The 25,054-nt window shown below is 51.7% G+C and carries 27 protein-coding genes; 11 read left to right on the top strand and 16 right to left on the bottom strand.

What is annotated here, in order from left to right; genetic code table 11:
• Positions 1-72 precede the first annotated feature (72 nt).
• Positions 73-1,305, bottom strand: coding sequence for an MFS transporter (locus BFW38_RS04030; protein WP_068997239.1), 1,233 nt, complete (start codon positions 1,303-1,305; stop codon positions 73-75).
• Positions 1,306-1,397: 92 nt separating this feature from the next.
• Here BFW38_RS04030 and BFW38_RS04025 point away from each other — a divergent pair, with 92 nt between their 5' ends.
• The 3 genes from BFW38_RS04025 (at position 1,398) to BFW38_RS04015 (ending at position 3,632) form a co-directional block, all read left to right on the top strand.
• Positions 1,398-2,357, top strand: coding sequence for a LysR family transcriptional regulator (locus BFW38_RS04025; protein WP_068997238.1), 960 nt, complete (start codon positions 1,398-1,400; stop codon positions 2,355-2,357).
• 11 nt (positions 2,358-2,368) lie between these two features.
• Positions 2,369-2,578, top strand: coding sequence for a DUF3820 family protein (locus tag BFW38_RS04020; RefSeq protein ID WP_068997237.1), 210 nt, complete (start codon positions 2,369-2,371; stop codon positions 2,576-2,578).
• 127 nt (positions 2,579-2,705) lie between these two features.
• Positions 2,706-3,632, top strand: coding sequence for an AraC family transcriptional regulator (locus BFW38_RS04015; RefSeq protein WP_068997236.1), 927 nt, complete (start codon positions 2,706-2,708; stop codon positions 3,630-3,632).
• On the opposite strand, the gene BFW38_RS04010 is transcribed toward BFW38_RS04015, so the two are convergent.
• Positions 3,556-6,255 (bottom strand): DUF1266 domain-containing protein, encoded by a 2,700-nt coding sequence (locus tag BFW38_RS04010; protein ID WP_245686197.1) that lies wholly within the window; start codon positions 6,253-6,255, stop codon positions 3,556-3,558. The genes BFW38_RS04015 and BFW38_RS04010 overlap by 77 nt on opposite strands.
• Before the next feature lie 444 nt (positions 6,256-6,699).
• On the opposite strand from BFW38_RS04010, the gene BFW38_RS04005 reads away from it, so the two are divergent.
• Positions 6,700-7,116, top strand: coding sequence for a DUF488 domain-containing protein (locus BFW38_RS04005; protein WP_068997234.1), 417 nt, complete (start codon positions 6,700-6,702; stop codon positions 7,114-7,116).
• Here the strand turns inward: BFW38_RS04005 and BFW38_RS04000 are convergent.
• Entirely contained in the window at positions 7,102-7,932 is an 831-nt protein-coding gene (locus tag BFW38_RS04000; protein ID WP_068997233.1) for a carbon-nitrogen hydrolase family protein, read from the bottom strand. The two genes, BFW38_RS04005 and BFW38_RS04000, sit on opposite strands and share 15 nt — an antisense overlap.
• A gap of 501 nt (positions 7,933-8,433) precedes the next feature.
• Between BFW38_RS04000 and BFW38_RS03995 the strand changes: the two genes are divergently transcribed.
• The 4 genes from BFW38_RS03995 (at position 8,434) to BFW38_RS03980 (ending at position 13,588) form a co-directional block, all read left to right on the top strand.
• Positions 8,434-8,811, top strand: a complete 378-nt coding sequence (locus BFW38_RS03995) for a hypothetical protein (RefSeq protein WP_068997232.1) — start codon at positions 8,434-8,436, stop codon at positions 8,809-8,811.
• A 34-nt stretch (positions 8,812-8,845) separates the two neighbouring features.
• Entirely contained in the window at positions 8,846-10,813 is a 1,968-nt protein-coding gene (locus tag BFW38_RS03990; protein ID WP_084004439.1) for a diguanylate cyclase, read from the top strand.
• A 152-nt stretch (positions 10,814-10,965) separates the two neighbouring features.
• Entirely contained in the window at positions 10,966-12,927 is a 1,962-nt protein-coding gene (locus BFW38_RS03985) for an exoribonuclease II (RefSeq protein ID WP_068997230.1), read from the top strand.
• A gap of 100 nt (positions 12,928-13,027) precedes the next feature.
• Entirely contained in the window at positions 13,028-13,588 is a 561-nt protein-coding gene (locus BFW38_RS03980; protein ID WP_139116552.1) for a hypothetical protein, read from the top strand.
• A 2-nt stretch (positions 13,589-13,590) separates the two neighbouring features.
• Here the strand turns inward: BFW38_RS03980 and BFW38_RS03975 are convergent, their stop codons facing one another.
• Complete coding sequence (locus tag BFW38_RS03975) at positions 13,591-14,499, bottom strand: LysR substrate-binding domain-containing protein (RefSeq protein ID WP_084004438.1); 909 nt, start codon at positions 14,497-14,499, stop codon at positions 13,591-13,593.
• 178 nt (positions 14,500-14,677) lie between these two features.
• On the opposite strand from BFW38_RS03975, the gene BFW38_RS03970 reads away from it, so the two are divergent.
• Positions 14,678-15,367, top strand: coding sequence for a LysE family translocator (locus tag BFW38_RS03970; RefSeq protein WP_068997228.1), 690 nt, complete (start codon positions 14,678-14,680; stop codon positions 15,365-15,367).
• A 252-nt stretch (positions 15,368-15,619) separates the two neighbouring features.
• Positions 15,620-15,949, top strand: coding sequence for a hypothetical protein (locus BFW38_RS03965; RefSeq protein WP_068997227.1), 330 nt, complete (start codon positions 15,620-15,622; stop codon positions 15,947-15,949).
• 213 nt (positions 15,950-16,162) lie between these two features.
• Here the strand turns inward: BFW38_RS03965 and BFW38_RS03960 are convergent, their stop codons facing one another.
• From BFW38_RS03960 to BFW38_RS03945, 5 genes are all read right to left on the bottom strand, one after another.
• Entirely contained in the window at positions 16,163-16,480 is a 318-nt protein-coding gene (locus BFW38_RS03960; RefSeq protein WP_068997226.1) for a hypothetical protein, read from the bottom strand.
• 49 nt (positions 16,481-16,529) lie between these two features.
• The gene (locus BFW38_RS03955; RefSeq protein ID WP_068997225.1) at positions 16,530-16,805 is read right to left on the bottom strand and encodes a putative quinol monooxygenase; all 276 of its coding nucleotides are present in this window, start codon (positions 16,803-16,805) and stop codon (positions 16,530-16,532) included.
• Positions 16,806-17,053: 248 nt separating this feature from the next.
• Positions 17,054-17,302, bottom strand: coding sequence for a DUF1272 domain-containing protein (locus BFW38_RS17615; protein WP_084004437.1), 249 nt, complete (start codon positions 17,300-17,302; stop codon positions 17,054-17,056).
• 120 nt (positions 17,303-17,422) lie between these two features.
• Positions 17,423-18,085, bottom strand: coding sequence for a hypothetical protein (locus tag BFW38_RS03950; protein ID WP_139116551.1), 663 nt, complete (start codon positions 18,083-18,085; stop codon positions 17,423-17,425).
• A 368-nt stretch (positions 18,086-18,453) separates the two neighbouring features.
• Positions 18,454-19,404 carry a HEPN domain-containing protein gene (locus tag BFW38_RS03945; protein WP_175400927.1) on the bottom strand — a complete coding sequence of 317 codons (951 nt, stop codon included), beginning with the start codon at positions 19,402-19,404 and terminating at the stop codon, positions 18,454-18,456.
• On the opposite strand from BFW38_RS03945, the gene BFW38_RS17610 reads away from it, so the two are divergent.
• Positions 19,403-19,576, top strand: coding sequence for a hypothetical protein (locus BFW38_RS17610; protein ID WP_218186351.1), 174 nt, complete (start codon positions 19,403-19,405; stop codon positions 19,574-19,576). The two genes, BFW38_RS03945 and BFW38_RS17610, sit on opposite strands and share 2 nt — an antisense overlap.
• A gap of 161 nt (positions 19,577-19,737) precedes the next feature.
• Here the strand turns inward: BFW38_RS17610 and BFW38_RS03940 are convergent, their stop codons facing one another.
• From BFW38_RS03940 to BFW38_RS03910, 7 genes are all read right to left on the bottom strand, one after another.
• Positions 19,738-20,271: a GNAT family N-acetyltransferase gene (locus BFW38_RS03940; protein WP_068997223.1), complete on the bottom strand. Its 534-nt coding sequence runs from the start codon at positions 20,269-20,271 to the stop codon at positions 19,738-19,740.
• Positions 20,268-20,537, bottom strand: coding sequence for a type II toxin-antitoxin system TacA family antitoxin (locus BFW38_RS03935; RefSeq protein WP_068997222.1), 270 nt, complete (start codon positions 20,535-20,537; stop codon positions 20,268-20,270). The genes BFW38_RS03940 and BFW38_RS03935 overlap by 4 nt, the downstream gene beginning before the upstream one ends.
• Positions 20,538-20,751: 214 nt before the next feature.
• Positions 20,752-21,423 (bottom strand): alpha/beta hydrolase, encoded by a 672-nt coding sequence (locus BFW38_RS03930; RefSeq protein WP_425427880.1) that lies wholly within the window; start codon positions 21,421-21,423, stop codon positions 20,752-20,754.
• Between the two features lie 66 nt (positions 21,424-21,489).
• Positions 21,490-23,262 carry an SLC13 family permease gene (locus tag BFW38_RS03925; RefSeq protein WP_068997220.1) on the bottom strand — a complete coding sequence of 591 codons (1,773 nt, stop codon included), beginning with the start codon at positions 23,260-23,262 and terminating at the stop codon, positions 21,490-21,492.
• 313 nt (positions 23,263-23,575) lie between these two features.
• Positions 23,576-23,779: a cold-shock protein gene (locus BFW38_RS03920; protein ID WP_068997219.1), complete on the bottom strand. Its 204-nt coding sequence runs from the start codon at positions 23,777-23,779 to the stop codon at positions 23,576-23,578.
• Positions 23,780-24,040: 261 nt separating this feature from the next.
• A complete protein-coding gene (locus BFW38_RS03915) occupies positions 24,041-24,481 on the bottom strand; it encodes a GIY-YIG nuclease family protein (protein WP_068997218.1) in 441 nt (146 codons plus the stop codon).
• A 126-nt stretch (positions 24,482-24,607) separates the two neighbouring features.
• Entirely contained in the window at positions 24,608-24,910 is a 303-nt protein-coding gene (locus tag BFW38_RS03910; protein ID WP_068997217.1) for a hypothetical protein, read from the bottom strand.
• Between the last annotated feature and the right edge of the window lie 144 nt (positions 24,911-25,054).

Below are 25,054 nucleotides of genomic sequence, written 5' to 3'. Positions count from 1 at the left end.
GCCCGACTGGGCCCGTTATAAAATGTTCTGTTTTTTATGAAGACGTGCGGATGTGATGAAAACGTGCGGATATTATGAAGACGCCCCGGTTTTCAAAGCCCCCTCTGATGCCATACCGGGCCTCTCCTGCTGCCGAGTTAAACGCCACAAGTAGAGACTCAACGCGAGGGTGCCCACCAAAATCACCAAAGAGCCTTCAACCACACCCGACCAACGACTCCAATGCCAAAACACATCGAGATAGAAACCACCCAAGCTGGCGCCGAGATAGTAAAACACCAGATATAAAGCACTGGCGCCCGCGCGCGCCTGTAAGGCATTACGGCTGACCCAACTACTGGCGTTGGAATGGCAGAAAAAGAAACCAAAAGCATTAATCAAAAGCCCTGCCAAGATCGCTGGAATCCAAGGTATCAGCGTCACCATTGATCCGATCATTAAAATCACAATACCGATGGCCATACATAAAGGCTGCGGCCAGCGTTGAGCAAAACGACCAGAAATCGCCGACCCATAAGTGCCACTTAAATAAGTGAGAAATAGCAGGCTGAGAAACCCGACCGATAAATTGAAAGGCGCATCACTCAGACGATAAGTGATATAGCTGTATTGATTAATGAAGACAAAAAAGTTAAAGCCGCCAATCAAGTAAGCCAGTATCAGCACGGGGTTACGGAGATGGCCTAACAAATCACGCGCCATCCGCACCGGATGAGCCGAACGCGCCTCAAAATGCTGTGAGGCCGGTAATAACCACCAGAACACCAGTAAGATCACCGCCGACAAAATACCTGAAGCCAAGAAGCTGGCCTGCCAAGAAAAGTGTTCAGCCATAAATCCACTAATCAAACGGCCGCCCAGCCCACCTAAGGTATTCCCACTGATATAAAGCCCGACAGCGACCATCAACGCTTTGCGGCTAAACTCATCTCCCATATAAGCGACCGCAATCGCCGGTAACCCACCGAGAAAGAAGCCTTGTAATCCTCGTAAAACCAGCAAAGAACGATAGTCATCCACTTGCGATAACGCCAAAGTCGTCAGCACCACACCGGCCATACTCAAACGCATCAACTTGCGCCGCCCAAAAGCATCCGACAAGGGGCCAAAAATCAATAAGGCAGCGCCAAGCATCAGCGTGGTTACTGCCAGTGTCCAATTGGCTTGTAAGGATGAGATCGCCAGCTCATGACGCAGAATCGGCAGCAGTGGCTGAGTGGTATAGACATTGGCGAAGATCATAAAAGATCCTAGGCACAAGGCCAGAGTTGCCCGCCAGAATGCTGTAGAACCTTGCTCAATCATGCTTAACCCCTCATTAGATAATGGCGTTAGCTTAAAGGGCTCGCTATCATAAGTGAAATATATAGGCTATATACATTGCATAAGGAAGCCTTATGGAGCTGCGTCAATTGCGTCACTGGGTGAATGTTGTCCAGACGGGTAGCTTTACCGCTGCTGCGGCCCGCCAAGGGGTCGCTCAGCCTGCGGTCAGTATGGCCATCCGCAACCTGGAAAAACAACTGGGTGTCACACTGCTCGACCGTAATGAAAAATACATTCGCCCAACCCCAGAAGGACAGCAGCTGTTGCCTCATGCGCTACGCATGCTGCAAGAAGCCGCTGCCGCCGAAGAGGCCTTAGCAGAGCTTCAAGGTCTGAACCGTGGCGAGGTCAGTCTCGGCCTTCCCAGTATGCTGGGTTCTTACTTTTTCCCACCCATTCTCATGGCCTTTAAACATCGCTATCCTGATCTGAAGATGACGGTCCAAGAAGCGGGCACCCGGCGGTTACAACAAATGTTACGTCAGGGCGAGCTTAATGTGGGTGTGATCGTAGCCGATCAAGTAGAAGATGACTTGGAGTCACAACTGTTTCTCCGTGAAGAAATGGTGGTTTGTGTGCCCAAGGACCACCCCTTGGCCCAGCAACCCCATGTCAGTTTTGAAACCTTCTTCACCCATGATCTGGTGCTGTTCAAAACCGGTTACTTTCACCGTGAATTCATCGAACAAATTGCCCGCCAGGTCGGTGCATCGCCACGCATTGACTTTGAGTCCAACTTAATCCAACTCACTAAGAGTATTATTCGCCATGGCTTTGGGATTACCGTATTTTTACGTATGGTGATTGAGGAAGATGACGATCTTGTCGCCGTGCCTTTCTCAGAACCGGTTTATCTCGATCTGTCGATTGCTTGGAAACGTGATGGCCACCGTTCACTGGCCAATCGGGCTTTTGTCGATTTCTTATTACAAAACTCACCACTTCGGCATTCAACAGATCACACGGTCAACCCAACCACCGTTCACACACAGCCATTCACACAACCCCATTCACACACACCATCAAGGTAAGCCCGACCCTCATGCAAGCTGAAGACCTATTAAAACTTGTTCGAACACCGATGCCTTTTGGCCGTTATCAAGGCCGTTTGATCGCAGACCTGCCTGGCCCCTATCTGGCCTGGTTCGCTCGGGAAGGGTTCCCGCCGGGAGCACTAGGCGAGCTGCTGGCGCTCATGCATGAAATTGACCATAACGGATTACATGATCTATTGACGCCACTACGGTCATAAACCGTTTACACTCCGTGCAGCCCAATCAACAACGCTCGATTTTGTTCAATACAGCTGCGCTTTCAGGTCTTATCATGATCAGGCGTATCGTCTGATCATCCATTCACCCCGTCACGACAGCCTCAAGATGACTCAATCACTGCAACGTTGCCCCACTTTATCTGAAGTGCTATTACGTCAGGCTCATGACTGCACCAACAGCTATAAGCGCCACAGCCATGATGAGTTTTCATTCGGCCGTGTCGATGCCGGACAAGCTTATTATCAAAAAGGCCGTCAGGAGGATCGTATTGGTGCCGGGGTGCTGGTGGGATTTGATCCGGGTGAAGTCCATGCCTGCAACCCGGATCATGGTATTTGGTCTTACCGAATGGTGTTTTTATCAACACATTGGGTACACCAGTTACAACAGGAATCTGATGACTTTGCCTGTCAGGACTATATCGGCTTTAAATCCGATTTAACGGCCTGCCCTGACACCTTTGATCGACTCTATCAACAGCTGCAACACAGCACTGATGCGCTAAGCAGCGAAATAGAACTGATCGAATTCCTCAGACCCTGTTGGGCAGACCAACGCCCGACTCGAACTTACCGCGCTGATCAGGCCTTAGGGCGTGCCCATGATTGCCTGATGAGCCAGCTGACGACCCCACCTGACTTAACCACGCTCAGCCAAGAAGCTAATCGCAGCCGGGATCAGCTCATCATTGATTTTAAACGGCGCTATGGCCTACCCCCGCACGCCTATCTACTGGATCAACGCATCCGCCGTGCCCGACAGCTGTTGAGCCAAGGCTGGAGCATTATCGATACAGCCCAATCGCTAGGATTTGCCGATCAGGCCCACTTCCAGCGCCACTTCAAACAGCGCACAGCCATGACGCCTCGGCAGTACCAGCAAGCTCACAGGGGACATTCAATGCCAGGGCATTCACTTCAAAGCCCCCCTTTCAAGAGCCTGCATGAAAGGACATTCAATGCAGCACTCGATGCCCCGTCAAACTGGTCTGCGGCTGGCTTTTCGCCTGACGCGTCTGGCCGGGCCAACTGAGTGTTTGCCATAATCCCATCGGCACCGGTAACGCGAGTAATAAGCCCAGCATCCGCTGGATGAAAGGCTCTAGATGAGTCTCTCGCTGCGAGGGTTCGGCCAAAAAGAAACTGTACCCAGCTAACAAGGCCTGCGCATAATCGACCCAGCCGCTGAAGTGCTCAGTCGCTAAATGACGTGCCTGCATCAACCACTGGTTCATTTCCTCTTCATCCAGCCACCCCACCTGGAAGGCGGCCATACTGATATCGACCATCTGCGCAATATCCCAGGCGATCAGATCGACATCATTGACGCCAAAGGTATTGGCCTGCGTCATTTTCAAGCGCTGCAAAAAGATCTCTTGGTCCTGATCGCGGTCACCTTGCATCTGGGCATCCACTTCTTGCGCCAAACGCTCAGGGTTGAGGGTAAACGGCGCAAAGTTAATGTCATACTCTTGGCGGTCTCCCGCATCATGCAAGTAAGTCAGAAATTCTCGCGTATCTTCCGGGCCGGTTAACCAGTAACTTTCCCCCAACCAGTGGCGCAGTTCGCGCGCCTGCGGGGCAGGTAAGGGCTCAGGAAAGCCCCAGTGAATCCCCGTCAGCGGTCCGACCAAATTATAAGTGGCCAACTCATCTTCACTGACACGCCGCCCAGGCTCAGTAAAACGCCGGGCCGGTCGGGGCCAATCCAACACATGAAACAAACTCCCGAGATCCTGTTGTTGCCAGCGAATCTCACGGGTTAAAGGCCGCTCGCCATCACTGGTTAATTGATCCCACTGACACCAAGCCGCTAACAGCGTGCGTGCATCAGGATAATGCCAGCGTAAATAATCACCGAGCGCCCTCGCTAAAAACTGCAGATCACTTAGCGGGTAATGACCACTTTCCAGCGCTTTAGCCAGATAAAAAGCGTACTTTTCAGCCATCACAATAGCCGCAGGATGAGTGACGCACTCAGCTAAAGAATCCTGCATGGCTCGCCACTGCTGCCAGAGGTTATCCGCCACCTCAATATTATCAGGCACCCGCGGCACACGGCCGACACGGGCATTCATCGCCAGCTGATCAAAATGATGCACCATTCCGGGCATCCAAAAGCGCGCCAAGGCTGGCTGTATCGCCACATCCGGCTGGACATCTAACATGCTATACAAATAATCGGTCGATTCTTCACGACGTGACTGAGGAATGCGCTCAGGATCCAAAGCGGTCAGCAAACAGGCATCATCTCGAACGCTGGCCAATAGCCCCAGTAATGATAACGGGCGCGCATTAAACAACTCCGCATAATCCTGGCAAGCCAAGCGGAAGTCTGGATGATCAATATCCAAGGCAGCCCAATTCATGCGGCTTTCAGGCTGACTCCACAACAGCAACAGCTCTTCCCAATTACGCTGCATCACATAATCAGGAGCCATGCTCTCTTGGCATTCCCATAGTCGCCGCCCCAAGAGATAACTGTTAGCGACCGCCTCCCATGAATCAAAGGTACAGCGCAACAACCAAGTCGCTTTTAAGGCATGAACGCGCCACTCTTGCGCACTGAGATAACCGCCCAACCAACCGGCAAGCGCCAGATCAATCATGCGAATCCAATCCCAAGCGGCAACCGCCAACTCAGGCAAATCACGTAACTCCACCAACACATGAGCCACACGGGGGTGACTACGACGATCCCCCTGTTGAAAGGCATCATCATCCAGCCACTGCTGAATTTGTTCTGAGGAAGCCTGTTGTAGCCATTCAAAATCCAGCTGCCAGGCTTGACGATGCCCCTGCCCTGCAAGCCAGAACAGCATTTGCTGACAGCCATGGCGATCATGAATCTGCCAATCCTGCGTCAGCACCTGATCAACATCAGGCCAATAATGGCGCTTAAGTTCATCCATATGATCTAAACGGGCATGCCATAAGAGCACTTCACACGCCCGTGCCGCCAATGCAAACCCAAGAGGGTCACGACGCATCGGTAACTGCAGTGATTGCAACGATAAATCCGCTTGCCATTCAACGCCTTCAGCCAATTGCTCGGCCAGTAACGCCACCCCTTTTTGGCCCGTCACACCATCAAAATTCATCGGCACCTGACGCCACCAGGCTTCCATCAGCCAAACATCATTCAGCACGGCTTGCCAGCTGGGGTAATGGCGCTGCAAGTACACCATAAAGCCTTGTACCCACGCATGGGCCTGAGGTTGCGTCAGCCAGCCCGCTTCTCGGGCACGCAGCACCAGCTCAATGCCTTGCAAAAACTCAGCGGCAGCGGGTAACTGTTCATCCCAAGGGGTGAGATCTTCCAGTGCCGCGAGCGCCTCAGTTATCGGCGCTAACGTCTCCGCCGAGAGCGGCGTTGAATCATCTGGCCAGCATTGATGCTGATGCAGATACTCCAAACGCTGTTGCGCCCCCCAATCAGAAGGTGCGCGTTGCCATAGCGTTAAAAATTCACGCGCCTGAACCCCATAAGCAGCATCCGCAATATGCCACTCCCAGACGCCCAGCCCTGGAATCTGTTGAGCTTCCAACCACGCTTGAGCCGTCTTTTCAGTCTCTTTCGGAATCTCCTGATTCAGTAAAGACCGCGACGATAAACCTCGCAAAGCCAACAGGGGCTCAAGCCATTGCAGCATCATTGGGGTCAAGGGGGAGCACCTCCGCAATTCCAGCCAGGAACAAATCATTTGTATGTATCGGCGCATTTCATCATGCGCGGGTCTATCAATCCAACCCCACCCTTCACAGCCACCGAACACGAGATTTCGAGCCAAACACTGGGGGCTTTTCAAACAGAGCGTCTAGAAGACAAAACTTAAGGGCGGCTTATTCTAACGGAATCAGCATCAACCTGCAGTGACTGAAATCTGTATTGAGTGAACACAGCACTGACCTTGTATATCGACTCATGGTTGAGATAGAGGAACAGTTGAGATAGAAGCACCGCTAAGATAGAAGCACCGTGAGGATAGAAAACCCGTCGAGAGACAAGCACAGCCGAGACACAGAGGCCATTGAGATTGAGAGAAGGGATTGGCAATCCACGATGAAAACGCTAGCCTTTTGAAGTCAGGAGGTGGCCCATGCAGCATCACATTCAACTCAAACGCGTTTATCAAGACATGCACCCCGAGGATGGCTTGCGCATTCTGGTCGACCGACTATGGCCACGGGGCTATCGACGTGAAGATCTCAAGGTCGATCACTGGTGGCGAGATCCCGCCCCAAGCCCCGCACTGCGCCGGGATTTTCACAGCGAGCGGATCAGCTGGGCTCAATTCTCGCGGGCTTATCGCGATGAACTGCATTTGAACCCGGAACGCCTATTGCCCCTGCGCCAGGCTTTAGAGGCGGGCCCGATCACCCTGCTCACCGCCGCACGCGATGTTGAACATAGTCATCTCAAAGTGCTGGCTGAAGTCTTGTCACGGCCTGAAGCCGACCCCCTTGAAGCCGTGATGCCCCAGGCCGCGACCTCCACGTCATCACCGACAAGATAAACGTCGATGCTCCAGTGCGGGGAGCTGAGTCCGCACTTCTTCAATCCGAGATTGATCCATCACCGCAGCCACGACCCCCTCACCATCGGCCTGAATGGCTTGAACCTTGCCCCAAGGGTCCACCAACATGCTGTGGCCATAAGTACGACGCCCACTGGGATGGTGACCCGCTTGAGCCGGGGCCAGCAAGTAACACAGATTTTCCACCGCGCGGGCACGGCAGAGCAATTCCCAGTGATCACGCCCGGTGGGGACCGTAAAGGCTGCAGGCGTGATCAACAGGTCGATATGATCCATACCCCGGAAAAGCTCAGGGAACCGCAAGTCATAACAAATACCAAACCCTATTCGCGCAAAAGGCGTATCAATCACCAGCGGCTGCTGACCGGCCACAATACTGGCGCCTTCATCGTAATGCTCCTCACCCCGGTGAAAACCAAATAAATGGATTTTATCGTAGCGGCCAACTCGGCGACCGTCCGGCCCATACACCACCAAACTGTTATAGACTTTATCAGGCTGGGAGGTTTTCAGCGGAATACTCCCCCCCACCAGCCAAATACCATACTGACGCGCCTGCTCAGCGAGGAATGCCTGAATAGGTCCATCGCCATCATCTTCGGCAATACGGGCCTTTTCCTGCTCATCACGATGCAATAGTGGGAAATATTCAGGAAGTGCTGCCAGTTGAACACCTTGTCGCGCCGCTTCAGCAATTAACTCGCCTGCGCGTTGCAAATTTTCTTCAACCCGCTCGGTCGACGTCATTTGTAGCGCCGCAATTCGAGGCGCTTGTGGTGCTGTCTGCCATTGCATCTTAATGACTCCTTGATCAAGTCATACACTCAGACGCTGAATGTATGCACAATAGATTCATCCTACGTAATCAATCATCCGCCTTATCGTGGCAGGGTTTTGTCATGAGACTCAGACTAAAACGAATGACCAGCAGACGAAAGCCCGTTGTTTTTGTCTCTCTTTTTTAACCCATCTTTTTTAACTCACTTTTTTGCTCTCAGATTAAGCTACGATGCTAGATAGACACAGCATATACAGACACCACAACGGCTCACGGATAATCTCATATTCAACACCTCATGACGGAAATCTCAATGATATTCAATGCATAGGACAAACATCAGAATCACAGAGCACCGCCAAAGTGCGCCATAATACGCTTTGGATAGATTCAAACACTTGGATAGATTCAAATACCGGCCCCGACATCGAGCACACGTCGACACATCGATCACACTTCTAAGGCATGAATACGATGAAGGGCGCTTGTATGAAGAAGCAAAGCATGAGGAGAGCAGTATGGGTTTCATAGGTGTCTTGTTACATTTTTTAGGCTTGGGGATTTGTCTACTCGGGCTCACTTGGCGCAAAAAGTGTCTGGTTGCGGGCACGGTGGTGGCCATTGTTGGATTTTTAATCGGTACAAGCCCTTTCTGGCTGGTACCTTATATCCCCTATGAAGCTCAGTCGGTATCTGAACCATCCACGACGCACGACCAGGCATCCATGAAAGAACAGTCTGGCACGCCTCAACAACACTCGAGCACGCGGCAAGAAACGTCAATGTCGCTGGAGGCGCTAGATGATGTATTAGAGCAGACAGAAGCCCCAACTGAAGCAACATCAGCGCAACCAAACGCATCAGAGCATTCACCGTCAAGCACACTGTCACAATAACGAATTAGACCTGAGACCTGAGACCTGAGCGCGTATGAGACGATACTGGCCAAGCCAACTACTCCTTCTACTCTGTAGCCTGTTCAGTGCAACAACACTGCAGGCTAATAATGAGGTGAAGCTGTACCTAAAATGGCAGCATGGTTTTCAATTTGCAGGCTACTATGCGGCTCAGGCACAAGGTTACTATGAAGAGGCAGGGCTTGAGGTGAGATTAGTGCCTCACCAACCGCAACAAGACACGATCGCGCAAGTATTATCCGCCACAGGCCACTACGGCATTAGTGATGCAGGCTTGGTGCAAGCCTATCTCACGGGCAGACCCCTGGTACTGCTTGCCGCGATTTTTCAACACTCGCCCTTAATCCTACTGACGCGCAAGGAAGATGCCTTCCAACATCCTTTCGACCTGATCGGGCGAACAATCATGGTGAGCCAAGGGGAAGAAAACGCGATTATTCGCGCCATGTTTATTGAGGCAGGGGTTAACCCGAGTGATCTCAACTTTGTCGACTATGGCGATGCATCTAATGCGCTGATGGAAGGCTCCGTAGATGCCATTAGCGCCTACCTCACCAATGAGCCTTATTTTTTCCGACGTGCGGGCTTGCCTCTCACCATCTTCTATCCCCGCAACGTTGGCATTGAGCTCTATGGCGACATGCTCTTTACCAGCCAACAAGAAATGGAGCGTTATCCTGACCGGGTCAAGGCCTTTCGCGAAGCCTCTCTCAAAGGGTGGCGCTATGCATTAGCCCATCAAGCGCAAATGATTGAGCTGATTCAACAGCAATATGCCCCTCATCTCTCACTCAATCATTTGCAATATCAAGCCACACAGATAACACGCATGATTCAGCCGGAACTGATCCCGCTGGGTCTTTTAGATAAAAGTCGTCTCAGCCGAACAGCGGATATATTCCAAGAAGCGTTGGAGGACCGACCTATTCAGGCAAAATCAAGAGACTTAACCGGTCTGACCTATCAAGACTATATTAAACAGCCTCTTGATGTCCGCCACTGGTTATACGCCACCTTGGGCATTATCGCCGTCGTACTGATCATTATGGTGGTGCAGTTTCTGCTCAACCGCCGCCTTCAACGCATGGTCAACCGGCAAACCCGCGATATTGCCGAAACGCGAGATGCCCTGCAACGGCAGATGGATATCATTGATCAGTTTGTCATCACCTCCACGACCGATTTAGCTGGACGCATCACCCATGCGTCTGCAGCCTTCTGTCAGATCAGCGGCTTCCAACGAGAAGAGCTGATTGGGCGTGGCCATAACATTGTCCGCCACCCCGATTTTCCGGCATCGGTGTATCGCGACATGTGGCGACAACTCAAGTGTGGCCAAAGCTGGTCTGGAGAACTCAAGAACCGCAGTCGCAATGGGCAAACCTACTGGGTCTATGCCCACATTGAGCCCATCTACGACAAAAATCAGGTGATTACGGGCTACACCGCCATTCGCCAGGATATTACCGGGCAAAAACAAGTCGAAGAGCTGTCCATTCGGGACCCTCTCACAGGCCTTTATAACCGCCGTAAACTCAATGAAAGCCTGGCTCAGCATATACAGTACAACCACGAAGAAACGACCCCTTTCTGCGCCATTCTGTGTGATATTGACCACTTTAAGCAGGTTAACGACCACTGGGGCCACCATATCGGTGACTTGGTGCTACAACAGTTTGCAGCACTGATTCAGTCACAACTCCGACAGCAGGATATTTTGGGCCGCTGGGGGGGCGAGGAATTTATGGTGATTTTACCGGCAACCCCATTGAATCAAGCCACAGCCATCGCCGAACAACTCAGGCAGACCGTTGCTGATAACCTCTTTGCCGATATCGGACACTGCTCGGCCAGTTTTGGGGTGACGGCTTATCAAGACCCAGAAGAAGAGCAAACGATGATGCAACGTGTCGACTCCGCGCTATATCGCGCAAAAGATCAAGGGCGCAACCGTATTGAGGTCGCCAATCGACCCGCTTAATTCACCAGCACGATTCACCAGCACTGCAATACCTTCTGCTCCAATTGGCCACGGATGCGGATTTATTGCGATCTCACCGGGATCGTGCTTGGTTTCCCGAGCGCCAGCCTTTATAGTGATCCGCTCCATTTGACTCAGGTCCGGTCTGCACGATGCTTCAGAATAATGCGCTGCTTTCGCAGCTGAAACAGAATATTCGCGCCAAGACTCCACGTGTGGAAGGTGTGATTCGCGCCACCAGCAAAAGCTTTGGCTTTCTTGAAACGGACGACGGCAACAGCTATTTTGTCCCCCCACCTGCCATGAAGCAGGTTCTTCACGGTGACCGTGTTGAAGCCGCGCTGCATGAAGAAACCCATCCGCAAAGTGGTGAAAAACGCGAGCAGGCCGAGCCCGAAACCCTGGTCGAAGCCTCTTTGGATCGCTTTATTGGTCGGGTCACCCTGCAAAATGGCCGTCTGGCCGTAACACCGGATCACCCCCAGATCAACCAGGCTCTCAAAGCTCGTCAAGCGCGTGCAGTGGAGTCTGAAACCTTCAATGAAGGTGATTGGGTGGTCGCCAAGTTGCTTCGCCATCCGCTACGGCCCAACGACAAGGGCTTTTTTATTGAAGTCACGCGTCTGATTGCGCGCAATGACGACCATAAAGCGCCTTGGAGTGTGGTACTGGCACGCCATGACCTGCCTGAAGCACAGCCTGAAATCGAAGCCGATTGGCAACTGCAAGATCCCGCCGGGCTTGAACGCCAAGACCTCACCCATATTCCCTTCTTCACCATCGATAACCCCAGCACGCGGGATATGGATGATGCGCTTTCCATCGAAGCGCGCCCAGAAGGCGGCTGGACACTCACCGTTGCCATTGCCGATCCTTCTGCTTATGTGATGCCAGGTAGTGAAGCCGATCTTGAAGCCAAAGCGCGCGCTTTCACCCTTTATTTGCCCGCACGTGACATCACTATGCTGCCAGTCACCCTGTCCGATGACTTATGCTCATTGAAACAGGATGAAAAACGCCCGGCATTGGTGTGCACCTTAAACGTCAATGCTGAAGGCGCACTGGAAGCGGATCCCACATTCCAATCGGCCTGGATCTGCTCTCAGGCCCGCCTGAACTATGATGACGTGTCGGATTGGTTGGAAGACAAAGCCAACGGTTGGGCACCGAATGAGATCATGGCAACTCAGCTCAAAGCCTTGTCCGACATGATGCAGCAGCGTTTAAGCTGGCGTCAGACCCACACCTTAGTGTTCAAAGATCGCCCAGACTATCGCTTCAAACTGGATGATGATCACAAGGTCATCGGCATTGAAATTGAAGAGCGTCGCCTAGCCAATCGCATGGTCGAAGAATCTATGCTGCTGGCCAACGTCGCCGCAGCCGACTTCCTCGCCCGCCATGCGGGCCAAGGGGTTTTCAGCACCCATAACGGCATCGCCCCGGAAAAACTGGAGGCCGCAGTTGAGATGCTCAAAGCCGAAGGCTTAACCCATGATGCCGAACAACTGGCCTCATTAACGGGCTTCCGCGATGCCCGCAATGCCCTCGAAGCTCACCCGGATGGCGATTGGCTAGAAGCGCGCTTCCGTCGTTTCCAAGGGCCTGCAGGCTTATCGCCAACACTAGCGCCCCACTTTGGCCTGGGCTTTGAAGGCTATGCCACCTGGACCTCACCGATCCGCAAATATGGCGATCTGGTCAACCACCGCCTGATCAAAGCGGTACTCAGCGAGAGCGACAAGCCCGCCGTTGATGAGACACTGACTGAGTCATTGTCTGAAGGCCGTATCTCTAACCGCCGCGCCGAGCGTGACGTCAAAGACTGGCTCTATGCACGCTACCTGAAGCCTCAAGAAGGCCAACGCTTTATGGGCCAGATTGTCGCCATCAACCGAGGGGGCATGCGTGTTCAGCTGGTCGACAACGGCGCCACTGTCTTTATCCCAGGGCCAGAAATTCATGCCACGCGGGATGAGCTACAGTGTGATCAGGAAACAGGGCGTGTATTGATCCAAGGTGAAGTGAAATATCGTCTGGCCGATCAGATTCAGATCGAGCTCACCGAAGTCAACGAAGATAAACGCTCCCTGATTGGCCGCCCCGTCAGTTAACCGTCGGGTCAATATACGCCATCAGCAGATCGACAAGGGGGCCTGAGTGCCCCCTTTTGTTCGATCGCTGAGGTCAACCACAACAGCAGAGGCCATCTCAGTGGCACTTGATCAAACGACAACTTCCCAGCAGCAATGGCGTTCACGGATCATCGCAGGCGCCTTCCTAAGCGTCTTATGGCTCGGGTCACTGTACAGCACTGAAGCCAACGCCCAAGCAGAGCGCCGACGCCCCATCACGCCTACCGAACAAGCCACTCGCCAGCACAACCTTGAAGGCCACTGGCAATGCCATCAATCTCGCGCCATACCCGATGGTGGCCGGTTATCCACTCGCTTTAATACCCATTATCGTGAGAACCATCAATATCAAACACGCGGCACCTTGACCATTGCCCTTCCCCAGCAGCGACTGACCTACGATATCAGCGCGCATGGCCGTTGGGCCCTACAAGGGCATGAACTGCAAGAAGACGCCCAGCAACATTTTGAGCCCAGTAACCCGGCCGCTCGACAGCTCGCCCAAAACGGTCAATTTGACCCCAACCGGGAACAAGCCTCTTCCAGCTTCAACCGCTATGACGTCATCCGCCTGGATGCCGAAACACTGGTATTACGCACCCCCAAACCCCACAGCATGATTCAATGCCGTCGCCCCTAGCCTCACCGCTCGCCTCGAGGCAGGGCCAACACACTGGCCCAGCGCTGTAGTTGAGCAAGAAAAGACTGCACTTCATCACGCTGATAAACCGCTTCCGGCAAGATCACCCCATAATCCACCTGCGTCGGCGCGAACCCAAAAGGCGCACATAAGCGCCCCGCCTGTAGATCATCGATAACCAAAGGCCAAGAGCCGATCGCAACCCCCAAACGATCTAACGCCGCCTGCAAAACAAAATAAAAATGCGCCAAAGACTGATGCTGCCCCGCCACCTCCGGCTGCCCCTCCCCCTGGCACCAATCCGCCCAGGCCGAAGGCCGCGTTTGACTATGCAACCAACAGGCTTGATCCAACCGCTGACCCACCGACTGCCAATAATCCGGCGCACAAACCGGGCCTGCCCATTCCGGGCACAAAGGCACCACCATCACATCCCGAGGCAAGGGGAAATCTAACCGTCGAATCGCCATATCATATTGGCGCGAAGCAAAATCGACCGGCCCTCCCGCCGTGTGCAACACCACCGCCGGGTGCGGATGATACCCTTGCCACTCCCCCAAACGCGGCATCAACCAACGCATCGCTAACGTCGGCTCACAGGAGACCCGTAATGACGACGCCCCCCCGGTCGGCTGAATCGCCTCAACCGCATCACTGAGCTCATCCAGCATCAGCTCGGTCGTGCTTAACAACCGCTCACCCTCAGGCGTCAGCGTCACATGGCGCGCATGGCGAACGCATAACGTCACCCCTAACCGCGCTTCCAACTGAGCGATGGCTCGACTCACCGCGCCATGCGTCAGATGCAGCACACTCGCCGCACGGGTGAAATTGCCCTGGCGCGCCACCGCTCGAAACACCGGTAAAGCCGACAACAGCGGCCGCAATTTCAAATAAGGATCGTCCGTCATCACGCATCCATCTCACTCATCAACTCACACTCACCCCGTCCGCCTTGGGCCCACCCCATCGACGATCACAGCCTCAAACTGTGAGTATTATGCACAGTTAGCCTGATTCTTTTTCAATTTTTTATCCATCAGACACACCGCAGAATAACGGCATTAACTTCATACGACAGGACGCCCAATGCCCACCACCGAAATCATCGCAGTGGCCACCATCACCTTGCTCGCCACCATCAGCCCAGGCCCAGACTTTGCCTTAATCACCCGAATCGCCCTCAACCACGGCCATCGCGCCGCCACCCAAGCCGCCTGGGGCATCGCCAGCGCCATCTGTATTCATGTGACCTACACACTGCTCGGGCTGGGATTAATCCTGCAACACAGCGACACCGGCATCACCCTGATTCGCTACTTGGGCGCTGCTTATTTAATCTACCTAGGCCTCACCAGTTGGCTCAGCGTTACATTGAAACATCGGGCACGGGCACAACCGACCCCCGCAACCAGCGCCCTCACAACCGCCTCCATAACAACCGCGACCACAGCACCCCAAAGCCCCTCAAAATGGCGCCAACGATGGCAAGCGCCCTGGACACAAGGCTTTCTCTGTAACCTACTCAACCCGAAAACCCTCTTATTCATCGTGGCCTTGTTCAGCCAAGTCATCTCACCCCAGACGCCCCTCCCCCTCCAGATCGGCTACGGCCTCTGGATCGCCTTAGTCCATGGCCTCTGGTTCAGCCTCGTCAGCCGCTTACTGAACAGCCGACCCATCCGCCAACGACTGACCCACATCATGCCCTGGGTGGACCGACTCGTCGGCACCGCACTCATCGCACTCGGCCTCCTGACACTGCAGGCAACGGCTTAACGACCACTGGAAACTTAGGGCAAACCACGCCAAGATCGAGGCCAACACACATACGATTAACCGAGCCGACACCTAGACTCTGGACGACGAGGATAATGACCGCCAATGTGGATGCACACCACACTACCTTCCAGAACAGCCCGAGAGCCCTTGGCCTGATCACAGCAAAAAAGAATGGAGAGCAAAAGCATGGAAAGTAAAAGCATGGGGGGTAAAAGCATTGAGAGTAAAAACATTGGGAGCTAAACCACGATGACACTCAGCAAAGGCACAAAAGCCAGTATCGGGATCGGTGCCCTGACACTGTCATGGTTTACGTTCATGCTTTACTTTCGGGCCTATCTTTATGCGGGGATCTATCTTGAACCCAATACCGCCTACGGTATCGCCGACATCATCGAACTCGGGCTAGGTAGCCTCTTTCTTGTACTCATCGCCCTTTCAATAATCCTTGCCATCGGGCTATTCATCAAAGGATCAGGACAAAGCAAGCGATCAGGCACACTCCTTGTAGTCCTTTGTGTCGCGCTGTTGATCGCATACTCGCCGCTACACAACCTCGCAGCAAAACTTGGGGGATAAAGACCTCACACAATGTGACCAATGAGCGACCGGCCGATGCCAAGACGGAAAGACCGAAATGGTAAACAACGAAGATGGCCACTGAACTCGACTCTACCCGCCACACCCAAGTGAAGTACTGCCAGAACTCAGCCTTGAGCTTCCCCTCATCACACCCGGCCCAAGCGCCGGTTTAGAGCCGCAACGAAAAAGCCCTCGCCTTGGCTGCCTTGGTTAGAGCTTTTCATGCAGACCGCTGATTAAGTACTCCCAAAGCTGAAGCGCCTCCGCTGGACCAGATACTTTTATCTCGCGGTTTTCAAGCTCTTCAGTCATGTCTGCATCCGAATATTGGGTATAAATTCCACGGCCACTGTAAAAGAAAGTAAGAGAGTACAGCGGACCTTGTTCACTTCCACACTCAACCCAACTATCCGGGTGCTCTTCATCCTTCGAAGCGAATAGTTCATCAAGAGCTGCTCGAAGTTGATCTGTTTGCGGATTTTGTATGGACTCGCCGATTCGCGTTGTCAGGTTTACCCATTCGTGCATGCCAATCACCTCGTCCTTGCCGAATCTGCTTGAACAACTTGTTATGCGTTTACTCAAAGATTTCATAGTGCCGTTCAACATTAACTGTCACTTTGCCCCAATGGGAAGCTTTAACTCTTTTCTGGTGTTGTTCAAAAGACGCTTTATCCGTGAACTCTTCGTAAACGTCGAAACGAAGAGCATTTTCCGAATTTTGAATGACACTAAACGTGATACACCCACTTTCTTCGAGAGTAAGACGTTTATGATTTACCAACTCACTTTTTACTAATTCAAGCTCCGACTCAGGAACTAAAATAAAGCCTTTCAATGTTATTTTTGACATGAATTTCCTTTTGACGCATAACGAAGCTGTAGATTGGTTTACCGTGGGGCTATCGACGCGATGTTTCATCCAGTCGATGTCGCTCGCGGGTCGTTTGGTCGTAGTGTTTGAATTGAGCCATCACCGCCTCCTGCGAATCCAAAACCGATCAGAGCATCGTTCCGGAGTTTTTCCTACAGCCTGAACACCCGCATAAAAGGCAGAGCATCAGCGACGTCCAGCCCGTAGGGCGATTTTCAATGCGCTTGTTATGCATTGGCTGCGCACCCACCTTTTTTTAGTACGCGGGTGGTAGATGCCGGGTTATTTTTAAGTGCAGCGACAGGACGTATTGGTCGTGGCACTAAGTTCCCTGAGCAATTTGGACAGATATAATTAAGGACATCCTCAGCACACTCAGCACAAAATGTGCATTCAAAAGTACAGATGACTGCCTCTGTCGATTCCGGAGGTAAATCCTTGTCACAGCACTCACAGTTTGGTCGAAGTTCTAACATGGGCTTGCCTCCTTTTTTGAACTAACGAGCCTGTTTTCAACCAGCCTTCCCTACCAGCTTGAGGTGTCCACTGTTACTGGGCAGGATCAAGATGCTAGGAGCGTCCCTTGCCTGCTTTTGTTATAGGACTCGTGTCAGGACTGCCACGATATAACCGGCTATCCCAGCACCTATAATTTTCGACCATTCTGCCAGCATGCCATAGGCCGTTCGATATATCTTTTTTCTGTTCCTTATATCTACCGCAATCATCATATTTATCCGAATAAAATCTAAAAAAGAAGAGCTGTAAACACCATAGATACTTGAGTTACGCACATAAAGAAGATATTTGCTAATACAGCTTTTGACTAACTTGCTCGTAACATTATCTGGTGAAAGGTTGTGATAAAGGATTATATTGCCTTCATTCCTCGAATATCGCTCTGATTTATAGGGATAAATTATGAATCCTACAGTTCCATCGCTCGCAAGAGATGCAACGAGCGCGGCCCCTTTTTCTAGTTCGGTTTTCCAGCCCTTGGCGTCCGGTTTATCGATTATCTCCACGATACCAGTCTTATTAATACCTGCTGATAACTGGACAGTTTCTTCGTTTTCTGTTTCGTCGTGAACACTCAAAAACATAGAGAATGGATAAGAATACTCCTTGGCAGCACCGCAAACTTCCTTGAAATAAACTTCTATCTGATTCTTAGTTACCATGCGCCAGTTAAGTCTTCGGCGCCGTAGCTCTCGGGCGCTCTTCTCAAGCTTTCTGGATTCCGAAATCAACTTTCTCAAAAATTACTCCCATTCAGCCTCATAACATTTTTAATACTGCGCACGCGTGTTTTTCTCAAAGCAATAATAAGCCCACAAACTGTTAACCTATTGAACATGAAGTTTTTTATATTCTTGCCCCTTGTGAAAAGTGCGCATGCGCATTTATATCAAAGTTTGTGCTCACTATGCCGCAACTTTGTGCCTCTAATCTCTTGAGACTGAAACATCTTGAGCAATGGCGCCAGTCAAAAATGCGCATTGATTGATGGGCTATCGCTGGTCTGATTCCAGCCCTTCACACAATCGCCTGCAAGCAGGCGCCCACAGAAAATTCAGAGGTTAATCGAAGGGTTGTAGGAGCTTGCTTGCAAGCGAACAAAGCCAGCTCAAACTTCCCCTATTCTCTCCCGACAAACCCGCGCCGTTAATTCCTGCAAACGCTGCACTTCACCGGCCAGGTAATTAAGTTCTTCTTCGGTGATTTCGTAATGCTCAGAGTAGCGGGCTTCGATATAAGCCCGTTGCAGGCGACGGAAGCTGCGGCGGTGAAATTTGTTGTCGAGTGGGAGAATCGTTGTAAATTCAGGGTCAATTTGGACGCACAGCTTGCTGAGCTTTTCAATGTTGTGGGATTTGGGGAGGTAATTAGTGCAGGTGAGTAACACACAGGCAAAGAATCGTTCTGTCGATTGATGAAGGAGAAAAGCAGCTTGTTTTAATTTACCGCGATTTTTATCAAATTGATAAGTCACCAGAAAATCCGAAGCGCTCTCAAACCACTGTTCATAATGCTTACGGGCGATTTCCCGACGCTCTTCTTCGGTTAAGTTCCCCGGTTCAACGAGTGCCTTCCCATTGGCGTTATAAAGCAAAATGCCTTGTTCACGAATATCGGTAAAAAAGTAGTGACCTTGTCTGAGCTGTTCATTCACGTCTTCCAAGGTATGTACAATCAGCCCTAGTGGTGCGCTTTTGACTTTACGCTCGATCTGCTCTTCCGCACTGCGCCAAACAAGGTCGTCTTCCACCAGCGCGGATTTGTTGACGATGACCAGAATGTCGTAGTCACTGACATAGCCGTTGGGAATATCTCGCACCCAACCGCCTTTGGCATGGCTGCCGAACAGGATGATTTTTAAGATCCGAAACTCGCTTTTACTCCCATTCTTACCCTGAAGATAGTCTTCCAGCGTATCGCGCAGAATCGTCGAGATCGTCGCCAGCTCACGCTGTTTATATTCGGGCAGATGGTCGAGGGATCTTCTCATAAAGCCATGCTTGGTCGGTGACTGAATCGCCATAGCATAAAAGAAGGGGCTGACAAAGAACACCGCCATGTCACGTCCCGATCTCAATCGCCTGCAGGCATTGGATGCGCGACTTGATGAAGGAAGCGTCATTGGTGCTGAGCGCCGAATGAATTTGAGCCCCCCCGGCAATAAGCCGGGCTTTGAATCGCATTCGGGAAGCCCTGGGCGACCCTGTAGTTGTCCCGGTCGGCCGGAATAAAGGGCAGCCCGTCAATCTACGACGGAGGGCGTGCGCACACTGGCGCTTAGTCAGTTGGAAGAGATCCGAGACCGCAGCGGCTCAATGATTGCGCCGTAAACACACAAACCCAAATCGCCGAGCCTTGCGAATCCCTCTTAAAACGTTTGTTATATTCTAACTTATTGACTAAAAAGCTGTTCTACGGTTTTCATTGGTAAAAACATACGTATACGACCATTATGTTGACACAATACTTCAAAACCAAATTTTGTATAAAATGCTTGTGCTGAATCTGTAAGGCAGTCAACCACAATCGCATAAGCCCTCATATAGTGATTCACTTCCCAAAGGTACTTAAGCGCACGAATTAAGCTGACTTTCCCTAGCCCGGAGCCATGAAATTCTTTATGTACGGCTAACTGAGCTAAAAGAAAAACAGGAATTGGATATCTAGGGAGCTTCTTTGCTAACGGCTCTGGTAAGGTTTCGCGACTCATTGAACTAGGTGCAACGCTATAAAATGCACATATGGCGTACTTCTGATTAAGCAAAGGCTGTGTGCTAGGTAAAACCATTGTTCGGCTAATACCAGCTTGCATATGTTTAACTGCTTGAGTTTTTATAAACGTATTAAGCGCTTGCTCATCACAGTCAAATGAACTGCGATCATGCTTTGATTTACTGAGTTCAACAAACTCTTTCCCCCAACTCACTTGATGCCACGCTCATCTGTAAACTGAGCCGCTTCAAGTAGCGCTCGATTTGGAGCTTTAGCTTGATCACATGCCGCTATAAATTCATCAAAAACACTGTCTTTCACAACCATACTTTCATGTGCTTCGATTACATGAGTTGCATCTTCATCCATAAGTCTAACAACGTATTCCGTTAAACTTTTTAGACCAAGTAAAGCCGATGCTTTTTCTGCTTTTGCCTTGATTTCTTCATCAAGGCGAATGTCTAAACGTGCGGTTGCCATAATGCCTCCTTTGTACGGACTCGTGCCGTAACAATAGGCATTATAGTCGACTCATTGAGCACGTACAATTTGTACGGATAGTTTACGGATTGAGAAAGAATATGACGTGCACGATGACGCGGTATTTCTATTCATCATCACACCGCGCCATCAGGCCGCCCTGCGGTTGCAAGGGGCCTATAGCCGTGATGGCGGGTGAGGATTGAGGCGAGGTTTAGGCTAAGCGCGTTTTCAGCCACTGGCCAATGTGTTGGACTTGTTCCGGGCAGACGCTATGGGGCATGGGATAATGACGGTAGTTGATGTCATAGCCTTTTGCGATCAGTGCATCACGGGCTTGGATGGCGAGGGCTTCGGGGACAACCGGGTCCATTTGACCGTGCTGAATTTCAATTTTTAGGCTGCGATTCGCTTCCGCGAGGGTCGTAGTGTCTTGGGTTGCCCAGTAGGTCGATAGGGCCAATAGCCCTCCTAGCGGCAGGTCGAGGCTGAGGCCTGCTTCATAGGCTACGGCGCCGCCTTGTGAGAAGCCCGCCAGAATGATCCGTCGGCTGTCGATGCCCGCCTCCACTTGCTGGCGAATCAGCGCTTGGATACTGGCGGCCGAGGCACACAGTTGGGCGGTATCGACTTCTCGATCCAAGTTCATGGCCAAAATATCGTACCAGGCGGGCATGACCATACCGCCATTAATGGTGACCGGTAAGTTCGGCGCTTGCGGCAGGATAAAGCGAATCGCCGCGTCAGGGCAGGCTTGAGCTAAAGCCGGGGCGACCGGCTCAAAGTCATGACAACTGGCCCCTAAGCCGTGCAGAATAATCATGCAGGCATCGGCTGGCCCATTCTGCGGTTCTAAAATAAGCGCGTTTTCTTGATCTGACATCATGACTCCTTTATTCCCGAATGCAGATTGACCGTTCTCTATGAGGCGTATAGTGCACGGGAAATGCCATCACGACCAGGGCCAAATCATCGGGATCAGTAATAACGCCACCGCCGCGGTCAGTACATTCAGTAGCCCCCCCACGCGCAAATAATCGCTCAGTTTATAGCCACCAGGACCATAGACCATTAAGTTGGTTTGGTAGCCTAAGGGGGTTAAAAAACTGGCCGAGGCGGCAAACATCATCACCACCACATAGGGCATCGGGCTCACCCCTAAGGAGGCAGCGGCCGACATCACGACGGGAAAGCTGATCACCGCAGCGGCATTATTCGTCACCAACTCGGTCAGCATGGCCACCAAAATATAACACCCGATCAAGAGCCCTAAAGGGTGAGCCCCCACTAGCGTTAACAACACTTCAGCCATATGCTCAGCAGCGCCTGAGGCCATCAAGGCGTTACCCAAGCCATAAGAAGCGGCAATGGTGAGTAGCACTTGGCTATCCAGCGATTTACGCGCACCAGCCAAGGTGCAGCAGCCGCTCAGCACACTCAGCGCTGCGCCTAGAATCGCCGCTTTCATCATACTGACCAGGCCTGTCGCCGCCAGCAGCGCAACAGCGGCGAGAATAAACCAAGCCAGCCAGGCTTTCTCATGCACCGGACGTGCAGCACCATCGACCTGACTGATCAACAGAAAATCTTGTGATTGACGGTGGCGCACAATAAAAGGAGGACGGGCTTCCAATAACAGCACATCCGCGGGTTGAAGGCGAATCTGCCCGAGGCTCCCTTCCAAACGTTGCCCATTGCGACATACCGCCAACACGGCCGCTCCATAGACGGTGCGGAAGTGGCCATCCCGAATACGTCGCCCAACAAACTGACATTGCGGTGACACCACCACTTCAACCAGGCGACGTTCTTTAAAATCCTTTTCCAGGTTAGAGGCACTTTGATCCGATGGAATTAAGCCTCGCACCTGTTGTAAATCAACAGCACCATCGGATGTTCCGGCAAACACGAGGCGATCGCCACTTTTCAGCTGCTCGCCCGGGCCGACCACCGAGACAATATTGCCCTCGCGCTCAATTTCCACCAGAAACAGGTTATTCAGCTGACGCAGCCCCGCTTCACCCACTGTTTTGTTCACCAAGGCGCCTCCCGGAGCGACCATCATTTCGATGGTAAACTCACGCGGATTTTCAAACACCTCACTGGCACTGCGTCGATAGGGCAGCAAAGGCACTGCGAACAACCACAGATACACAAGCCCAACAACGGCAACCGGGATGCCGACCCAGGCGATATCAAAAATACCCAGATGCAACTCCGGATAATAGGTCGTCAGCAAGCCATGAATCACCAGATTGGTGCTGGTTCCCAGTAGTGTTACGGTGCCTCCGAGAATGGAGGCAAAGCTCAGCGGCATCAATAACCGGTAAGCGGGAATGCGTAAACGGCGGCTCCAATGCATCACCGCCGGAATAAACGTCGCCACCACGGGCGTATTATTAATAAAGCCACTGAGCGCCGCGACCGGCACCATCATCCGCAGTAATGCATGGCGTTCCTTGCGCGGCTGCCCTAAGACATGACGCACAATGAAATCAATGCCCCCTGTTTCGCGAATGCTGGCCACCAGGACATACATCGCCGCCACCGTAAAGACACCCGAACTGGAAAAGCCAGCCAGCGCTTGCTCAGGCGATAAAACGCCCAAGGTCAGCAGCACCACTAACCCACCCAGTAAAATGATATCGGCACCAATCCTTGTGAAGGCCATTAAGGGAAACACTGCCCCCACCACAACCAATGACCACCATGCTTCCCACGTCATTGAAGCTTCATCCCACCAGAAAAAAGAAGCCTCATTGTGCAGAGGGAAATTAAGACGATGAAGTTATTTTTAGTGCTCCCCTTATGCCACCCAAAAGCATAAGAACAGAAGCGATTGCACTACAAACGGGGTTCAAAGTGCTTACAAACGGGGGCTGAAGGCTAGGCAGCGCCAACGAAAGAGGCAAAAGAGAGAAGTAGAGAAGAGAAGAGAGAAGAAAAGATAAGGGAAAGAAGAAGAGATAAACACAACATTTAAACGCAACAAAGCCCGCTCTAAGCGGGCTTTGTTCAAGCGTTAACGCTGTCTCGGATTAAGCCGGACGAACGTTAGAAGCCTGCAGGCCTTTTTTACCCTGAGTTACTTCAAAAGTAACCTGCTGACCTTCAGCCAGAGTTTTAAAGCCGTCAGCTTGGATTTCGGAGAAGTGTACGAACAGATCGTCGCCGCTATCAGCCGGAGTAATGAAGCCAAAGCCTTTAGCGTCGTTGAACCACTTAACTGTACCTGTTGCCATGATCGAATCCTCGATTTTGCATTGATATTACCGGGGAACACCCGATTTAACAGTGGGTAGAACAAGAAACTTTCACCGGTGTTTCGATGCCGTATGAGGTTCGATTCCACTTGCGATGTTCGCACTTGCTTAACCAACTGGACTCATAATGCTCGTATGAGACGCTGAGGTCAAACGTTATTTGACTAAAAAAAGCAAAATTCCGCACCCCACCAAAAAATAAGCATACTATGCATCTAACAAGTAGCGCTGGGCGCTTGATTAGCGCGATTCTGAGCACTTACTAACCTGATCCAAATTTTTTCCAACTTGACCCGCATTTTTTTCTTCCGCGAGCTGCCAATGCGCAATCAGCGCACTCAACGTCAGTTGACCTTGGCATAAAGCCCACTTTTTCTTTTGGGGTAATCGCTTAATCCGATACTCCAGACGCAAAGCTTGGCGCTGACTGGCAACCGTTTGCTGCCAGATCAACTGTAAAGGGCCTTTGCCTCGCAGGGCACGCGCGCCTTTGCCATCACAGTGCGCTTTAAAGCGCCGATCAACATCGGTGGAAATGCCGGTATAAAGCATGCCTTGTGCGGTTTGCACGATATAGAGAGACCACCGCACGGCTTGACCTTCAACCGATTGACCCTCAACCGATTGACCTGCGGTAGAGCGCTTGGTCTCTTCTGGGTTGTTACTCAGCGCGTCGACCATTCAGTGCTCAATCATCCTAGGCGTTCAATTCAATACCCATCATCGAGTATTCAGTGCTTCTCTATTAGGAGCTTCTCTGATTAGGAGCTTATCTATTGGGTGCTTCTCTGATCACAACTCAACACTTCAATGACTCGACCCCCAACGCCCGAGGCAAAGCTCAGCCAGCAGGGCCAAGACTAATTGCAATGCCAGTGGGATAAAGAGCACTAGCGGCAATAAAGGCGTTTCAATATCACCACTCCCCCATAGCGCCAACCCAATAAAAACAAACGAAATCAGTGCATTAAGCAGGTGCAGGCTAAAACCAATGCACGCTTTGGGGCAAGGACCACACTCACACCGCCAACGCCTGACAAGCAAGGCCAAGCGAATCGGTGAAAGCAGGTAAGCCCCCACCATTAATAATAACAATAGATTCCAGGTCATGAGGGTCCTTCACACGGCGGGCCGATAACGCCTTAGTGTAAATCAGGGCCGCGGCGAATCCTGTCAAAATCCGTCATATTGTGACACAAAGGTGTAAAGGTCTGTGCCACGCGTTTAACCCCTTGACCTTCATGGCGACAAAAC

This window comes from Terasakiispira papahanaumokuakeensis (assembly GCF_001709345.1).
GTDB lineage: Bacteria > Pseudomonadota > Gammaproteobacteria > Pseudomonadales > Halomonadaceae > Terasakiispira > Terasakiispira papahanaumokuakeensis.
The sequence above is the reverse complement of the archived record's forward strand: the minus strand, read 5'-3'. Positions and strand labels throughout refer to the sequence as shown.

Coding starts and splice junctions, on each gene's coding strand:
- BFW38_RS04010 (WP_245686197.1), bottom strand. CDS start 6,255: ATGATGCTGCAATGGCTTGAGCCCCTGTTGGCTTTGCGAGGTTTATCG.
- BFW38_RS17615 (WP_084004437.1), bottom strand. CDS start 17,302: ATGTTAGAACTTCGACCAAACTGTGAGTGCTGTGACAAGGATTTACCT.
- BFW38_RS03995 (WP_068997232.1), top strand. CDS start 8,434: ATGGGTTTCATAGGTGTCTTGTTACATTTTTTAGGCTTGGGGATTTGT.
- BFW38_RS04015 (WP_068997236.1), top strand. CDS start 2,706: ATGACTCAATCACTGCAACGTTGCCCCACTTTATCTGAAGTGCTATTA.
- BFW38_RS03960 (WP_068997226.1), bottom strand. CDS start 16,480: ATGCACGAATGGGTAAACCTGACAACGCGAATCGGCGAGTCCATACAA.
- BFW38_RS03990 (WP_084004439.1), top strand. CDS start 8,846: ATGAGACGATACTGGCCAAGCCAACTACTCCTTCTACTCTGTAGCCTG.
- BFW38_RS03920 (WP_068997219.1), bottom strand. CDS start 23,779: ATGGCAACAGGTACAGTTAAGTGGTTCAACGACGCTAAAGGCTTTGGC.
- BFW38_RS03970 (WP_068997228.1), top strand. CDS start 14,678: ATGCCCACCACCGAAATCATCGCAGTGGCCACCATCACCTTGCTCGCC.
- BFW38_RS04025 (WP_068997238.1), top strand. CDS start 1,398: ATGGAGCTGCGTCAATTGCGTCACTGGGTGAATGTTGTCCAGACGGGT.
- BFW38_RS03975 (WP_084004438.1), bottom strand. CDS start 14,499: ATGACGGACGATCCTTATTTGAAATTGCGGCCGCTGTTGTCGGCTTTA.
- BFW38_RS03930 (WP_425427880.1), bottom strand. CDS start 21,423: ATGATGTCAGATCAAGAAAACGCGCTTATTTTAGAACCGCAGAATGGG.
- BFW38_RS04020 (WP_068997237.1), top strand. CDS start 2,369: ATGCAAGCTGAAGACCTATTAAAACTTGTTCGAACACCGATGCCTTTT.
- BFW38_RS17610 (WP_218186351.1), top strand. CDS start 19,403: ATGTCACGTCCCGATCTCAATCGCCTGCAGGCATTGGATGCGCGACTT.
- BFW38_RS03910 (WP_068997217.1), bottom strand. CDS start 24,910: ATGACCTGGAATCTATTGTTATTATTAATGGTGGGGGCTTACCTGCTT.
- BFW38_RS03955 (WP_068997225.1), bottom strand. CDS start 16,805: ATGTCAAAAATAACATTGAAAGGCTTTATTTTAGTTCCTGAGTCGGAG.
- BFW38_RS03925 (WP_068997220.1), bottom strand. CDS start 23,262: ATGACGTGGGAAGCATGGTGGTCATTGGTTGTGGTGGGGGCAGTGTTT.
- BFW38_RS04000 (WP_068997233.1), bottom strand. CDS start 7,932: ATGCAATGGCAGACAGCACCACAAGCGCCTCGAATTGCGGCGCTACAA.
- BFW38_RS03985 (WP_068997230.1), top strand. CDS start 10,966: ATGCTTCAGAATAATGCGCTGCTTTCGCAGCTGAAACAGAATATTCGC.
- BFW38_RS04030 (WP_068997239.1), bottom strand. CDS start 1,305: ATGATTGAGCAAGGTTCTACAGCATTCTGGCGGGCAACTCTGGCCTTG.
- BFW38_RS04005 (WP_068997234.1), top strand. CDS start 6,700: ATGCAGCATCACATTCAACTCAAACGCGTTTATCAAGACATGCACCCC.
- BFW38_RS03965 (WP_068997227.1), top strand. CDS start 15,620: ATGACACTCAGCAAAGGCACAAAAGCCAGTATCGGGATCGGTGCCCTG.
- BFW38_RS03935 (WP_068997222.1), bottom strand. CDS start 20,537: ATGGCAACCGCACGTTTAGACATTCGCCTTGATGAAGAAATCAAGGCA.
- BFW38_RS03915 (WP_068997218.1), bottom strand. CDS start 24,481: ATGGTCGACGCGCTGAGTAACAACCCAGAAGAGACCAAGCGCTCTACC.
- BFW38_RS03945 (WP_175400927.1), bottom strand. CDS start 19,404: ATGGCGGTGTTCTTTGTCAGCCCCTTCTTTTATGCTATGGCGATTCAG.